Origin of the sequence: Vagococcus fluvialis bH819 (genome assembly GCF_900163795.1) — a bacterium.
GTDB lineage: Bacteria > Bacillota > Bacilli > Lactobacillales > Vagococcaceae > Vagococcus > Vagococcus fluvialis_A.
Genome location: NZ_FWFD01000015.1, coordinates 42,779 through 57,369, shown reverse-complemented (window position 1 = coordinate 57,369; position 14,591 = coordinate 42,779). Strand labels below are relative to the sequence as shown.

Sequence of the window (14,591 nt, the reverse complement as noted above, 5' to 3'; positions counted from 1 at the left end):
TATAAGTCATCCTTATTGTTATATATCTCTACTCTAATAATGCCATCTAGCATCTTGAATATATGTTTCAACATATGCTATTAAAAGGTCCCGTATAAATATTTCGCCGTCATTTGATAACATATCGTCTAAATAGCTTAAATCAAAGCTAAAACGTTCTATCATTGCACGAGTTCCCTTTTCTAGAAAAATATCAGGATTTGTGGACTCAGATATAACATTCTTATAGTCTTCACTAAAATCTTTGTACTCACAGCCTGATTCCATAATTTCTCCTAATCCAATACCTATCTCCTCATTCCACTCTAATGTTAACTCTTTAAGGTCATCATCACGAAGTTTATCATAGAAATAATGTGCCCGTTCTAAAATTTCATTGTAGTAATACTCATATCGTTCATTATTATCTTGAGCCTCACTTCCTTCATTAAGATACTCTATCTCCTCACTCCCTACTGCTAGTTCTTCTTTCATTAATCCTTTTACTTGTTCCATTCCTATCTCCTCCTGTTTATATACAATTCCATTTTGTCTAAATTCTTTATTTAACATTGTAGTATTCATTATTTTTATAGAAACTCACATACAAATACTGATTCACTTCTTTAGTTTCTTCATAGTAAATATTACTTGTATAGTCAGCTAAATATTCTAACTTCTCTAAACTTGCTAAATTTAATACTGAATCTACCTCTTTTCTATTTAACATTTATTTACCTCCTTTGAAAGAGATAACTTATCTCCTTCAGCAACAACCTGAGTATAACTCGATTTACTTCCTCTTTCCTCTCCTCCTGTATCATCTTTACAACAAAGTTTGTAAAACAATAACGGAATGTATCTATAATTAACTAATTTAAAGCAATCGCTGGAAATTGATTATTTACTGAACTAGCTATTGCTAAATTTATTAACCTTCTTCTACTTCACCAAAATACTTCTCATAGTCATCTGCATCACCATTTTCTTCCATAAATTCTTTTGCCTCATCTTTTGATAATAATTTTATTCCTGAACTTTCAGACATTTGATTATTACCTATTGATTCACCGTATTTACTGCTTGGTCCACCAAAGTAGTATAAAAAATACGCTCCTTTTTTAGTCACGTATAACTCTTCTAATACCTTTCTGAAATCCATTCCATACCCATATTCATAAGTTGCTAACAGTGTCCCAGTTTCCGTATTGTATGCTTTGCCATTAATAATTTTCTTCATTTCCTTTTCCTCCTATTTTTTATAATTGTTTTTTTACGCTTTGAACTTCCCTACCTACAATGTTTAACACATAATTATCATACCCCCTTGTTTTTTAACGATTTTAAAATTAGCGTTTCCTGTATTATATTTTTAAGTACTTTACTTAACTTGTCCGTCGTTGTATCAACACTATAGCTCGTTCTCATAACCGCGTCAAGTCTATTTTTCTCGACTTTCAGCCTACTCAAAATCATACTAGTTATGTTATTTTATCCCGTTCTAAGTTATACATTTAACCGCTATATCTTCCTTTTACTACAACTAAGTTATATAACTTCATAAAAAAAGTTTTTTAACTAACTTTTTCATATATATAGATATCTCCCCCTAATATGTTTCTTTCTATATATAGCACTTTTTAAGCTCATAAATACTGATTTAACAGTAATGTAAAATTTTTAGGAAACAAATAATACAAAGTGTTTTCAGGATTCTCCCTCTCTTTTCAGTACCTTTCCACCCCCTAACGAGACTTCCTTATTCATTTAAATTTCATTCATTTTATTCCGCATAAAAAATTCATCTTTTTTATTTTTATTATCACTTTTTATTATATAAACATATTCCGTATAACATTAATAAATTATTCCGTCATTATATATTTAATTACATTTTTATCGAACAGCTATTAGTTCCTTAATTTAAGATTAAAAGGTTAACTAGAGATAAGTTGGTTAGGTAAAAACAGAAGAGGCTAGCGAATTCGCTAGCCTCTTCATTTGCTATACAACCTGTTTTAATTCTAATAATGCATTATACTTATCATTTAATATAGTTATTTTGAACTTGTTTTTAGCGGTTAACTCATTATCTTTTACCATTAACTCCTTCACTTTTACTATTTTCTTACTTAAATCATCAATTTTTATTTTGTTTTCTAAACTAATGTTCTTATCAATCAAACTTTCAATAATATCTAAACTTAAAGAAATATCTTCTAGTTGAGTTTTAATAATAGAATTTTTTAACTCAATACTGTATTCTTCTTTTTTTGTTCGACTTACTTCCCTTTCTGATACTTTCATATTTTTAGCTACCTCCTTAATAGTTTTATTGGCTGTATTCACATAATTAATTTTGGTATATTGAATACTTTCTGTTAACAACCTTTTATACTTTATACCAAGCTCTTTTATCCTTTTTCTACAATTCGCCTCTTCCTCATTAACTAAAACTTTTAACCCTTCCTCTTCTTCATCAGTAATTTGTAAACTATTGAATATTTTTTCCCGTTTTATAAAATGATATTTTTGGGTATAGTTAATAATATGATTAAATTCTGAAGAAGATAGCGGTATATCAAATACCTCATTATTAACGTATCTTAGATAGTCCTTTGAATATTTTAAACACTTTAAAGTATATAAAGTATTATTCCGAATACCTTTCCACTTATAACCTGATACCTTTCTATCCTCAATTATTTTTTGAATATCCTCTCTTAAAAATTTAGCGTAATTGTTGGAACGTTTCTTCTTATCTTTAGTAGCTTTTTCACTTCCTTCAGAAGATTTTTTAGTATATTTATTGGGGTCATAATTCTCTTTACTTTTACAATATTGACTATAAAAATCTTCTCTAAAATCATACGTCTTAGTTAAATTATTGATAAGTATTTTAGTTTTAATTGGTGTCTCTTCTTTATTGTTAGTTGATAGTGGGACTCGCAGGTACCTACTAATCTCATTTACCGCAGTATCACTTTTTAATTGACTTGAGATAAACTTCTGAACCTTTTCCCAACTTCTGACATACGTCTCTAAGGCAGGTAATTTATAGTTCAATATCCAATAAAAATGAACCCCATGTCCTGAAGAGATAGCGTAGCTTGGTTGAGGTAATTGACTATTTTTAAGCCGAAATAATCCTTCCTCTGCAGAAACATGGTCAATATCTGCAAATAATGTCGTTAAATAGCTAACATTCTCTTTAGATTCCTTTCCTTTATAGTTAAAAATACTAGGCGTGTAATATAAATTTGCAGTATCTTTAAAAAATAACTGGTATTCTTCTAATTGAACACTTATATCCTTGTTGATTTCTATTCGAAGACTGTCTAAATTTTGAACAGTTTCTTTAATAAAAATAGGCTTACCATAATTTAGTTTAAATGTATCCTCCTCCATCGATAAACATTCCTTCTCAATGTTAGTGAGACTCAATAAACGAATCGTCCCATAGTTTAAACTGCCAGTTAATTTTTCTAACAATTTTGTAAACTCTTGTAGCTCCTCTTTACTCATTACTCCTTTCCTCCGTATTTTTTAACCGATGATTCCTTTTGATAAATAGATTCCTTGATACCCCCTAGAAGAATCCCATATTTTCTTTTTTCATATACTTCCTTGTTCAGAATAATCCAGATTCTTTGATTCAGATAATTTATTTTATGTAGATATATATACTATTAGAAGATTATGTCCATATAGAAATCAGAATTTTTAATATATATTAGGGGAATCTTTCTACTTTCTGTTTAATATTTTTTCACTTTTCTTTCTTCTAAATCTACTTGTATATTATTTAATTGAACTATAAACAATTCTTTTCTTTGCCTAGCTCCTTTAATTTCCTCTACTAACTCTTTAATATTTTGTTCCTCGTCTAAAATATTACCTTTTAAATGTTTCTCTTGTTTTAACAACACCTCTGTCTCACTTGTTAATGACATTTAACTCCCTCCTTTTTTACCATCCACTTTCCTTTTTTTAACTTTCCCTCCCTTGAAGTTAATTTAATGATAACTCCTCCTCGTATCAATTATTCGATTTCTGTATCATGAACAAAAAAAATAAGCCCTATCCTTTAATAAAAAAAGTTAATAGCTTATTTTAGTCAATCTATCGAAAAGGAAACAACACACCGTTTAAGAGATAATCACTTCCTCCAAATCAAACTCCTTATTTCACAAAGATATTTAACGTTCGTTTTCTAAGGTGCTTTCCTCACGTTCTGTCGCCTCTTAGACTCAGATGATATAAATATGCTAGAGAGTGATTCAAATGCGTCAGGAGGGCTCATAGACCCCTTAAAAATGATTCTAAAATATAGTCGCTGTTATCTTTTGATAGAGAAGAAGACAGCTTAAACCTCACTGTAATCATCTTCTAAAGTTTTTAATTTAAATTAAATTCGTTATTTTATGTATAAACACTGCCGTAAGTATTTGTATTTGATTTGGAGGTGGACGTAGGTTCGGGGAGGGTTGCCCCTTTTGTTATATCGTCCTCTATAACACTTTTTAACCTCCCGTCTGTCCCTTTTAAATAACCCTCTATGTAGTTATCTTCTGTTAAAGAGTTTAGCTTTTCCTTTACATAAGGAGAGACTTCCCTCATTTCTTCCGTTGGAGAATACACCCCATCCCCCACCACGTTATTATTACTTGCAGATACTTTACTAGTAGTTTGCGTAGAAAATACACCTACTGCAACCGTGCCTAATAAAACACCCCTTAAAATGCCTACATTCCTTTTTTTCTTTTTATCTGCCATACATTAATACCTCCATTAATCTTTTTGTCAGTATTTTTATGTTCTTTCAACAAGTTTATTTTTTCAACAAAAAAACCTACTAATTTAATAGTAGGTCTCTTTTATTATTTTTTAGTTGTTATTTGATTCTTACTACAATATCCGTAATATGAATGATTAAAGTATCACCGTTTGATTGTTTAACTGTCTTTTCTGATTCCTTACGTGATACCTCAGAATATCCACTTGGAATTGTTCCCCCTAAAAATACCCCGTTTTGGTTGTAAACATTCGTTTCATAGGTGTGAATTGTTTCACCTTGATGGTCTTCTTTTAATTCATAAGTAATTGTTGTTGTATACGTTGTCATAGTGTCCCCATTTGGAAAAGTTTCTTTCACTCCGTTATCAGCAATAGAACTTACTTCAATATACTCATTGATATCAAAGTCATCAGGTAATATATTTCCTTTATCATCTTTATAGACTGTTAAAAATTGTTCTTCATGTTTTGGCACATAGACAGTGTTTAGTTTGTAAATAACGGTTGTTGTATGAGTTGTAATTGTGTTCCCGTTAGATAGAGTTTTTACTGTTTGTTTAGTGTCTTCTGATACTTTTGTATACTTTGTAAGGTCAACGTTTGATGGGAGTACTTTCCCTTTATCGTCTTTGTTGATTGTTTCGTATTTGTCTTCGTTGGTTGGGGTTTCTTTATTGAAGTCGACTGTGTATTTTCCATTTTCCATTTTGTAAACAAAGAATGAACCGTTTGGATTCGGATTGTTATCGTAGCCCCAATCGTAAGCTTCTGCCTTGGTGTTGAATTGCATTCCACTGTTTCCAATGTCGCTTGGAAGTTCGGTTGTTTGGTCTTTCTTCCATATGATTGTTTTTGTGAATAAGGTATGTGTATCACCATTTGGTTTCTTGCTTACTTTCCCTTTATCTGTCTCCTCAGATACTTTTTTGTAGCCTTTTGTATCCTTTAAAACTTTGTTTGAGGTATCTTTATTGATTGTTTTTGTTTCTTTTGTTTGTTTAGGCTGATAAGATTTAGTTGCTGTGGCATTGATATAACCTAACCAAGTGCCTTTTTCATCATACACAGAATAATAAGTGTTTCCATTGAAATGTTCGTATCTGCCTTTGGCTTGTAAAGATTTTTTGAATTGTGTTGAACCCATTCCTTTTTTCTTCCAAGAGAAGTTTTGCCACAGTTCATAGTTTTTCGTTATTTCTACATATCGTCCGTCTGAAATGTAATTTCCTTCTGACTTTGTTTTTGACGTAGCATTTGCATTGATATATCCTAACCAAGACCCTGTTTTAGTATAAAGAGAGTAGTAAGTATTTCCATTGAAATGTTCATAACGTCCCTTAGCTTGGACTTGTTGATTAAAATAAGTTGAACCCATTTCTTTCTTTTTCCAAGAGAAATTTTGCCATATTTCATAGTTTTTAGTTATTTGAACCGTGCTACCGTCTGATATATAAGAGCCTTGCCCATCAATCTTTTTAGTGGCATTCGCATTCAGATACCCGTACCAAGTTCCTTTATTATCATATAAAGAATAATAAGTGCTTCCATTTTGATGTTGATAACGCCCTTTAGCATCAAACGTTTGATTATAAACATTTGAAGTATTATTTTTTTCTTTCCAACCAAAATTTTGCCAAATCTCATAGTTTTTCTTAGTGATTTGAACCGTGCTACCGTCTTTGATGTAATCACCTTGGGCGGATGCGTCTGCTTGCGTAGCTCCTAAGGCTACAGATAAAGACACTAATGACAATGATGTAATCAATAATTTTTTAACTCCACTTTTTTTCATCGTAAAACTCCTTTTTGTTTTATTAATATTAACAATAACTATTTTACTATACATATGATTGTTTTTATAGTTATTTTAATATTGGCTTAAAATATGAGATTTCTGATCGTGCAGAAGACAGTAGTCTGCGACAAAATTAAAAAAGTAGTCATCAACATTTTAGAAACTCAATGTTAACAACTACTTTATAATTTGTTATTTATTTTATTTTTACACTGCAAATGACTACTGGAAAATGCCTCTAAATTCATCTGATATCCCAACTTCCTCTTTATTATACCTTCTATGTTTTAGAGGTTCAACTCTTTCTTTGAATTAACTTATTTTTCTTGTTAAGTTGTGTCGTTGTGCAATGTTATAGACAGTTCTAATGCTAATGTCATTAGACTTTGCTATGAATTCTATCGTGTTTGAACGATTACGATACATTTCAATCACCCGTTTTTCTTTTTCCATGTTCCGTTGTTTGCCGATTTTTTTTCCGTCTTTACGAGCTTTTTCTATCCCCATTTTTATTCTTTCTCTAGTTTGACTGACTTCATATTCGGCAAAAGAACTTAGTATATTAAACATTAATTTACCCTCAATACTTGCTGTATCAAAAGATTCTGTTAATGATTTAAAAGCAATATTGTCTTCATCCAATTCGTTTACAGTGTTTACTAAGGTGGAAAATTTTCGGCTAAGCCTATCAGATTTTACCACCACTAAAATCACTTTATTTGTTTTAGCTAATTCTTTACACCGTTTAATACATTTTTTAAATTCCTTTCTATCATCATTGCGCCCTGAACTTTTTTCAAAAAATACTTTCTCACATCCGCAATCCCTTAATAACTCTTGTTGATTTTCTAAGGAACTATCCTGTTTATCCGCTGTAGATACTCTTCCGTAGCCTACTTTAATAATATTCTCTTCTTTCATTTGCTTCCTCATCCTCCATTATTAACTTTTAACCTTACTTATTATAGTTGTCCTCCTATTTCATTTGTAAATTTTCACTAAATACTATTTTCAACTAAGAATGCAATAAGAAGATAAAAAAATACCTTTATCAGGAGAAGGTTTCCTAATAAAGATATTTTTCTGTTTGTAGAATTACTATTTACCCATGTAGATTAGCCGAAGATTTTACTATTAAGGATTTAGAAATAGATATGAATGAAGATAACTAGATTTAATTCACTACTTTCCACTTTATTTCTATATCAATCATATTCTAGATTTGGATTCTTTGATTCAGATAATTTATTCTAAGTAGATATATATACTATTAGAAGAGTATGTCTATGTAGAAAACAGGAATTTTTATAGATTTCATAAGGAAATTAAGCGTTAATCAGATTTTTTATCTACATCTGATAGCTGTAATTTTTGATTTACCTCCTCCAATTTTTTTATTAATGTTTTTTGTTCCTTCAATAGGTCTTCCTTAACCTTTTCAAACTTAGTATCTTTATCAAAATTGATGTTTTTAACTGAAGATAAATAGTTTTCCGTTAGCTTGATTTGTTTTTCTAAAGAATCATCAAAATACATAAAATAATTTTTGCCGTCTTCTTTCTTAATAATCATCAAGTTTTCTTCCTTACCGTCTTTAATACGATTACTTAATCCTTGAAGAAGCCCCAAACGCTTTTCTTTCTTAGAATTAATCATTACTTTAGCCAATTTTTTATCCTTAAACAACTCGTCCCATAACTCTTCAAAGGTTGCTCCTTTAGGGAATTTCTCTTTTAATATTACTGGGAGCACGCACCTCATCATTTGTGTATCGCTGATTTTTTCAACTGTTTTATTCATAATTAAAACCCTTTCATTATTTGATTGGTCTTAATCTACCTTCCTTCAGAACTTAAGTCAAATCATTATTATCTGTTTAATTATATTTTACACTGTTGCATTTTTTACTATAATTTTTTATCTAGTAGTAATACGGTTAAAGGCGTAATTCCCTGAACATCATTTAAAATTTCATCATTGGTCAAGCTATTAAGGTATGTTTGAGTGGTTTTAATATTCGAATGACCCAATAGCCTACTAATCGTGTAAAGATTAACACCACTCTTCAATAGTTTTTGTGCGTAGTAATGTCTTAATGAATGGCAAGATTTCCTTTGAATTTCATCACGAACACCTACTTCATTGCATGCGTCCCTTACAATTTTTTCAAGTAAAACATTATTTTTTAACTGATTACCGCTTTTAGAAACAAATACATAATCCTCAATTTCTCTATAACTTCTAAGATTATTAAAATAACCTTTCTTCACACGATTATATTTTTTTAAAGAATATGATAAATATGGACTCAATGGAACTATCCTTTCTTTTCTTCCCTTACCCCAAAATTTTATATAGTTATCATAGATATTTTCATTTTTAAGCTCCCTTACTTCCTGTGCTCTTAGCCCACAATCAGCGAACACTTCAATAATTACTTTGTTCCTTTGCGATATAAAATCTGTATTTTTTGCGTAGTGTTCAATCATATTTGCCACTTCCGTATCATTGAAAGTGTTCAACAAAACTCTTTCCGTCTTTAAATACGAAACATTATCTATAACATTTTTATCCAAATAATTTTCTTCTACAGCATACCTGAAGAGTAATTTTAATGTTTTTAACAACTGGTTAATATAATTTGATTTTTTGCTTTCTTGTAAATCTAACAAGTATTTTTTTACATGGATTTTTTTTACTTTTACAATATCCTTTTCATTAAATTCAGTCTCTATATATTTAACAAAAATACCAATTTGATAATTATAAGAACTAATAGTTTTCTTTGATAAATTTCTAATCTTGCAATCTAATAAATACTCTTCCAAAACCTCATTAATTTCCACAAAATAGACTTCCTTTACCTAAAAATTAATAAAAGAAAATAAAAAGTAAGGTATAACTAACTACAAGCTTTTTCTAATTAGCAATACAATAAGTATCTACAACCAACTAAAATTGGTCTACCTAAACAATAAACTTTAAAAGAGACAAAAAAAGACCCTTCAAAAGAAGAGTCTTTACGTCCGAACAGTTTTAATTCCTATTAGAATAAGCTTTATTTAAACTAAAATTATTTATCGTTTAAGTTGTAGAATGAAGCTAAACCTTTGTATTGAGCTACTTCACCTAATTGGTCTTCAATACGTAATAATTGGTTGTATTTAGCAATACGGTCAGTACGGCTAGCAGAACCAGTTTTGATTTGACCAGCGTTAGTTGCAACAGCGATATCAGCGATTGTTGCATCTTCAGTTTCACCAGAACGGTGAGAGATAACTGCAGTGTAACCAGCTTCTTTAGCCATTTCGATTGCTTCAAATGTTTCTGTTAAAGTACCGATTTGGTTAACTTTAATTAGGATTGAGTTAGCGATACCTTCTTTGATACCACGAGCTAATTTTTCAGTGTTAGTTACGAATAAATCATCCCCAACTAATTGAACTTTTTTACCTAATTTTTCTGTTAAGCTCTTGAAGCCTTCCCAGTCGTTTTCATCTAATCCATCTTCGATAGAGATGATTGGATATTTAGAACATAAGTCTTCGTATAAAGCAACCATTTCTTGAGAAGTTAAAGAACGTCCTTCTGAAGTTAAGTCGTACATACCAGTTTCTTTGTTATAGAATTCTGATGAAGCAACGTCCATTGCTAAACGTACATCTTTACCAGGAACATAACCAGCAGCTTCGATAGCTTCGATGATTACTTCTAATGCTTCTTCGTTAGAACCTAAGTCAGGAGCAAATCCACCTTCGTCACCTACAGCAGTATTTAAGCCTTTAGCTTTTAATACTTTAGCTAAGTTATGGAAGATTTCAGCACCCATACGGATAGCTTCTTTAAAAGTAGCAGCTCCAACAGGCATAACCATGAATTCTTGGAAGTCAACGCTGTTATCAGCATGAGATCCACCATTGATGATGTTCATCATTGGAGTTGGTAATACTTTAGTGTTAAATCCACCTAAGTAGTGGTATAAAGGAATTTCTAAGTAATCGGCAGCAGCACGAGCAGCAGCAATAGAAACACCTAAAATAGCGTTAGCTCCTAATTTACCTTTGTTTGGAGTTCCGTCTAATTCGATCATTTTTTTGTCGATTGCCATTTGGTCACGAACGTCGAATCCGATGATTTCTTCAGCAATAATGTTGTTTACGTTGTCAACAGCAGTTAAAACACCTTTACCTAAATAACGAGCTTTATCGCCATCACGTAATTCAACGGCTTCGTATTCACCAGTTGAAGCTCCAGAAGGAACCATACCGCGACCAAAAGCACCACTTTCAGTATAAACTTCTACCTCGATTGTTGGGTTTCCACGTGAGTCTAGGACTTCGCGAGCATAAACATCAGTAATAATTGACATTGTTTTTTTTCTCTCCTTTAGGTTGTATTGTTTTATTAGCTAAGGGACATATTATCCCATACTATCATTCTAACTAGTTTTACCATTTTTCGCAACGATAAAACGATTATTTAATTAATGACTCTCCTGTCATCTCAGCTGGTTTTTCTACTCCTAATAAATCTAACATAGTCGGAGCGATATCAGCTAGGCGTCCACCATCTCTTAATTCAGCTCCTGCAACAGTCACAACGACTGGAACTGGAACAGTAGTATGAGCAGTATGTGGGTTACCTTCAGGTGTTGTCATTGTTTCAGAATTACCGTGATCGGCAAATATGATGGCGTGACCACCTTTAGCATGAACAGCATCAACAACTCTACCTAAACACTCATCTACCGCTTCGATTGCTTTAATCGCAGCTTCTAAAATGCCTGAGTGTCCAACCATATCTGGATTGGCAAAGTTTAAAAGAATCGCGTCATTGTTTCCAGCTTCGATGTCTGCTACTAAAGCGTCAGTCACTTCGTAAGCACTCATTTCAGGCTGTAAATCATACGTTTCAACTTTTGGAGAATTAATTAAAATTCTGCTTTCACCTGGAAATTCCTCATTACGTCCACCATTCATGAAGAAGGTAACGTGTGGGTATTTTTCAGTTTCAGCAATACGTAATTGTTTCAGTCCTTTATCAGAAAGAACTTCTCCAATTACATTTTTCATTTCAATTGGTGGGTAAGCCACTTCAGCGACGATACTTGGATTGTATAAAGTCATCGTTACAAACTTAACGTTTTCTGGATGAGTTGTACGATCAAAGTTTTCCCACTCAACATCAGTGAAAGCATTTGATAATTGAATCGCACGGTCAGGACGGAAGTTGAAGAAAATAACAGCGTCATTGTCTTTAACAGTTCCAACTGGTTTACCGTCTTTTTCAATCACAACTGGTAAAACGAACTCGTCATTTTTACCATCTGCGTATGAAGCTTCAATTGCTTCAACTGGGTTAGTAGCTGTATTGCCTTTACCTTCTGTTAATACAGAATAAGCTTTTTCAACACGTTCCCAGCGTTTGTCACGGTCCATTGCATAAAAACGACCAGAGACAGTTGCTACTTCACCGTAACCAAGTTTTTCCATGAAAGAAACAAGTTCTTCCATGTAACCTTTACCAGATGTCGGAGCTACGTCACGACCATCTAGGAAGGCGTGAACGTAAGTATTTTTAACGCCTTTAGCTTTTGCCATTTCTAGTAAAGCATAAAGGTGATTTTGATGACTATGTACACCACCATTAGATAATAAACCAAATAAATGTAAATCTGAATTATTTTCTAATGCATGATCAATCGCGTGATTTAAAGCTTCATTTGTTTGGAATTCTCCATCTTGAATGGCTTTATCAATACGTGTCAAACTTTGATAAACAATACGTCCAGCACCAATGTTAGTGTGGCCGACTTCAGAGTTACCCATTTGACCTTCTGGAAGACCTACGTCTAAACCAGAAGCTTTAAGTTGGTTATGTGGAAATTCATTCCAATAACGATCAAAATTAGGTGTATTTGCTTGAAGTACAGCGTTCCCTGTTACTTCGTCACGTTTTCCATATCCATCAAGGATAATCATTGCGATAGGCGTTTTACTCATACTATTTTACGGCCTCCAATAATGCTAAGAAAGAATCAGCTTCAAGAGAAGCTCCACCAACTAAAGCACCATCAACGTTTTCTTTAGCCATATACTCAGCGATGTTCTCAGGTTTAACTGAACCACCGTATTGGATACGAACTTTGCTAGCTACAGTATCGTTGTAAAGTTTTGCAACAGTACCACGAACCACGCCACAGATTTCATCAGCGATGTTAGCATCAGCAGATTTACCAGTTCCGATTGCCCAGATTGGTTCATAAGCGATGACTAAGTTAGATACTTGATCATCAGTTAAATCAGCTAAACCACCTTTAATTTGTTCTTCAATCCATGATGCTGTTTGACCAGCTTCATAAGTTTCTAAAGATTCACCACAACATAAAATTGGTGTCATGTTGTTAGCAATGATAGCTTTAGCTTTTTTGTTAACATCAGCATCAGTTTCGCCGAAATATTCACGACGTTCAGAGTGTCCGATGATCACATAGTCAACACCTAAGTCAGCTAATGCTGCTGGTGAAGTTTCACCAGTGAAAGCACCACTGTTTTCAAAATAACAGTTTTGAGCTGAAATTTTTAAATCAGTTCCTTTAGAAGCATTAACTAAGTCTGTTAAGAATAAAGCTGGTGAGCCGATAACAGCATCCACTTTATCATTTGATGGGACATTATTTTTAACTGCTTCAGCAAAAGCATTTGCTTCAGAAACAGTTTTGTTCATTTTCCAGTTACCTGCAATAATTGGTTTACGCATATTTTGGTCTCCTTAATGATTGTTTTTATTTATCAGAAATTGATTCCACACCTGGTAATTTTTTGCCTTCTAGATATTCTAGAGAAGCGCCACCACCAGTTGAAATGTGAGTGAATTTGTCAGCATAGCCTAATTGGATTGCTGCAGCAGCAGAATCTCCACCACCGATGATTGTTGTTGCATCACTTAATTCAGCGATTGCTTCACAAACACCAACAGTACCTTTAGCGAATGTTGGTAATTCAAAAACGCCCATTGGTCCGTTCCATACAACTGTTTTAGCACCTTGTAATTCTTTAGTGAATAATTCAATTGATTTTGGTCCAATGTCTAATCCTTCAAGATCATCAGGAATATCTGAATCACCATCTACAATAGTTGTTACTGCATCATTGCTGAATTCACCAGCACAAACAGTATCGATTGGTAAAATAATTTTGTCGCCAGCTTTTTCTAATAAGCTCTTAGCTAAATCAACTTTATCTAATTCTACTAATGATTGACCAATCTTACGACCTTTAGCAACGCCAAAAGTATAAGTCATTCCACCACCGATAAGAATTTTATCTGCTTTGTCGATTAAGTTTTCAATAACACCAATTTTATCAGATACTTTAGCGCCACCTAAGATAGCCACGAATGGACGTTTAGGTTCGTCTACAGCTCCACCGATAAACTTAATTTCTTTTTCCATTAAGTAACCAGCTGCTGATGGTAAGTTTGAAGCAATCCCAACGTTAGAAGCGTGAGCACGGTGAGCAGTACCAAAGGCATCATTCACAAATACATCACCTAAAGAAGCCCAATATTTACCTAATTCAGGATCATTTTTACTTTCTTTTTTACCGTCAATATCTTCAAAACGAGTATTTTCAACAACTAAAACATCACCACTGCTCATGTTAGCAATCGCTTGTTCTAATTCTTCACCTCTTGTTTGAGGAACAAATGTAACTGGTTTTTCTAATAATTCAGACAAACGTTTAGCAACTGGTGCTAATGATTTACCTTCTTTATCTTCTTCAGTTTTAACACGGCCTAAATGTGAGAATAAAATAGCTTTCCCACCATTTTCAACAATGTATTTAACTGTTGGTAAAGCAGCAACGATACGGTTATCATTAGTGATAACACCATCTTTTAATGGAACGTTAAAGTCGACACGGACTAAAACCTTTTTATCTTTTAATTCTAAATCTTCTACTGTTTTTTTCGCCATAATGAGTAAATCCTCCCTGAAATGGTTAATAAAAAAGCGAGG

The 14,591-nt window shown here is 32.5% G+C and carries 14 protein-coding genes; all 14 read right to left on the bottom strand.

Annotated features, from left to right (window positions below; all coding sequences use genetic code 11):
* Nucleotides 1-33: 33 nt before the first annotated feature.
* On the bottom strand, nt 34-495 hold the full coding sequence (locus FM121_RS09825; protein ID WP_086951992.1) for a hypothetical protein: 462 nt from the start codon (nt 493-495) through the stop codon (nt 34-36).
* Between the two features lie 46 nt (nt 496-541).
* Nucleotides 542-709, bottom strand: coding sequence for a hypothetical protein (locus FM121_RS14460; protein ID WP_179203850.1), 168 nt, complete (start codon nt 707-709; stop codon nt 542-544).
* A gap of 201 nt (nt 710-910) precedes the next feature.
* On the bottom strand, nt 911-1,219 hold the full coding sequence (locus FM121_RS09820; RefSeq protein WP_086951991.1) for a hypothetical protein: 309 nt from the start codon (nt 1,217-1,219) through the stop codon (nt 911-913).
* A 764-nt stretch (nt 1,220-1,983) separates the two neighbouring features.
* Entirely contained in the window at nt 1,984-3,504 is a 1,521-nt protein-coding gene (locus FM121_RS09815; RefSeq protein WP_086951990.1) for a hypothetical protein, read from the bottom strand.
* A 233-nt stretch (nt 3,505-3,737) separates the two neighbouring features.
* Nucleotides 3,738-3,932: a hypothetical protein gene (locus FM121_RS09810; RefSeq protein ID WP_086951989.1), complete on the bottom strand. Its 195-nt coding sequence runs from the start codon at nt 3,930-3,932 to the stop codon at nt 3,738-3,740.
* Nucleotides 3,933-4,401: 469 nt separating this feature from the next.
* Nucleotides 4,402-4,755, bottom strand: coding sequence for a hypothetical protein (locus FM121_RS09805; protein ID WP_086951988.1), 354 nt, complete (start codon nt 4,753-4,755; stop codon nt 4,402-4,404).
* Between the two features lie 118 nt (nt 4,756-4,873).
* Complete coding sequence (locus tag FM121_RS09800) at nt 4,874-6,568, bottom strand: hypothetical protein (protein WP_086951987.1); 1,695 nt, start codon at nt 6,566-6,568, stop codon at nt 4,874-4,876.
* A 315-nt stretch (nt 6,569-6,883) separates the two neighbouring features.
* Nucleotides 6,884-7,492: a recombinase family protein gene (locus FM121_RS09795; protein ID WP_179203849.1), complete on the bottom strand. Its 609-nt coding sequence runs from the start codon at nt 7,490-7,492 to the stop codon at nt 6,884-6,886.
* Nucleotides 7,493-7,903: 411 nt separating this feature from the next.
* The gene (locus tag FM121_RS09790; RefSeq protein ID WP_086951985.1) at nt 7,904-8,371 is read right to left on the bottom strand and encodes a hypothetical protein; all 468 of its coding nucleotides are present in this window, start codon (nt 8,369-8,371) and stop codon (nt 7,904-7,906) included.
* Between the two features lie 107 nt (nt 8,372-8,478).
* Nucleotides 8,479-9,417, bottom strand: a complete 939-nt coding sequence (locus FM121_RS09785) for a tyrosine-type recombinase/integrase (protein WP_086951984.1) — start codon at nt 9,415-9,417, stop codon at nt 8,479-8,481.
* 227 nt (nt 9,418-9,644) lie between these two features.
* Complete coding sequence (eno, locus tag FM121_RS09780; protein WP_086951983.1) at nt 9,645-10,940, bottom strand: phosphopyruvate hydratase; 1,296 nt, start codon at nt 10,938-10,940, stop codon at nt 9,645-9,647.
* Between the two features lie 106 nt (nt 10,941-11,046).
* Nucleotides 11,047-12,573, bottom strand: coding sequence for a 2,3-bisphosphoglycerate-independent phosphoglycerate mutase (gpmI, locus tag FM121_RS09775; protein ID WP_086951982.1), 1,527 nt, complete (start codon nt 12,571-12,573; stop codon nt 11,047-11,049).
* Nucleotide 12,574: 1 nt separating this feature from the next.
* Nucleotides 12,575-13,330 (bottom strand): triose-phosphate isomerase, encoded by a 756-nt coding sequence (tpiA, locus tag FM121_RS09770; RefSeq protein WP_086951981.1) that lies wholly within the window; start codon nt 13,328-13,330, stop codon nt 12,575-12,577.
* Nucleotides 13,331-13,355: 25 nt separating this feature from the next.
* Nucleotides 13,356-14,549 (bottom strand): phosphoglycerate kinase, encoded by a 1,194-nt coding sequence (locus FM121_RS09765; RefSeq protein WP_086951980.1) that lies wholly within the window; start codon nt 14,547-14,549, stop codon nt 13,356-13,358.
* Between the last annotated feature and the right edge of the window lie 42 nt (nt 14,550-14,591).

What these genes read in the sequence shown, in the direction of transcription:
- FM121_RS09825 (WP_086951992.1), bottom strand. Translation starts at nt 495, where the DNA reads ATGGAACAAGTAAAAGGATTAATGAAAGAAGAACTAGCAGTAGGGAGT.
- FM121_RS14460 (WP_179203850.1), bottom strand. Translation starts at nt 709, where the DNA reads ATGTTAAATAGAAAAGAGGTAGATTCAGTATTAAATTTAGCAAGTTTA.
- FM121_RS09820 (WP_086951991.1), bottom strand. Translation starts at nt 1,219, where the DNA reads ATGAAGAAAATTATTAATGGCAAAGCATACAATACGGAAACTGGGACA.
- FM121_RS09815 (WP_086951990.1), bottom strand. Translation starts at nt 3,504, where the DNA reads ATGAGTAAAGAGGAGCTACAAGAGTTTACAAAATTGTTAGAAAAATTA.
- FM121_RS09810 (WP_086951989.1), bottom strand. Translation starts at nt 3,932, where the DNA reads ATGTCATTAACAAGTGAGACAGAGGTGTTGTTAAAACAAGAGAAACAT.
- FM121_RS09805 (WP_086951988.1), bottom strand. Translation starts at nt 4,755, where the DNA reads ATGGCAGATAAAAAGAAAAAAAGGAATGTAGGCATTTTAAGGGGTGTT.
- FM121_RS09800 (WP_086951987.1), bottom strand. Translation starts at nt 6,568, where the DNA reads ATGAAAAAAAGTGGAGTTAAAAAATTATTGATTACATCATTGTCATTA.
- FM121_RS09795 (WP_179203849.1), bottom strand. Translation starts at nt 7,492, where the DNA reads ATGAAAGAAGAGAATATTATTAAAGTAGGCTACGGAAGAGTATCTACA.
- FM121_RS09790 (WP_086951985.1), bottom strand. Translation starts at nt 8,371, where the DNA reads ATGAATAAAACAGTTGAAAAAATCAGCGATACACAAATGATGAGGTGC.
- eno (WP_086951983.1), bottom strand. Translation starts at nt 10,940, where the DNA reads ATGTCAATTATTACTGATGTTTATGCTCGCGAAGTCCTAGACTCACGT.
- gpmI (WP_086951982.1), bottom strand. Translation starts at nt 12,573, where the DNA reads ATGAGTAAAACGCCTATCGCAATGATTATCCTTGATGGATATGGAAAA.
- tpiA (WP_086951981.1), bottom strand. Translation starts at nt 13,330, where the DNA reads ATGCGTAAACCAATTATTGCAGGTAACTGGAAAATGAACAAAACTGTT.
- FM121_RS09765 (WP_086951980.1), bottom strand. Translation starts at nt 14,549, where the DNA reads ATGGCGAAAAAAACAGTAGAAGATTTAGAATTAAAAGATAAAAAGGTT.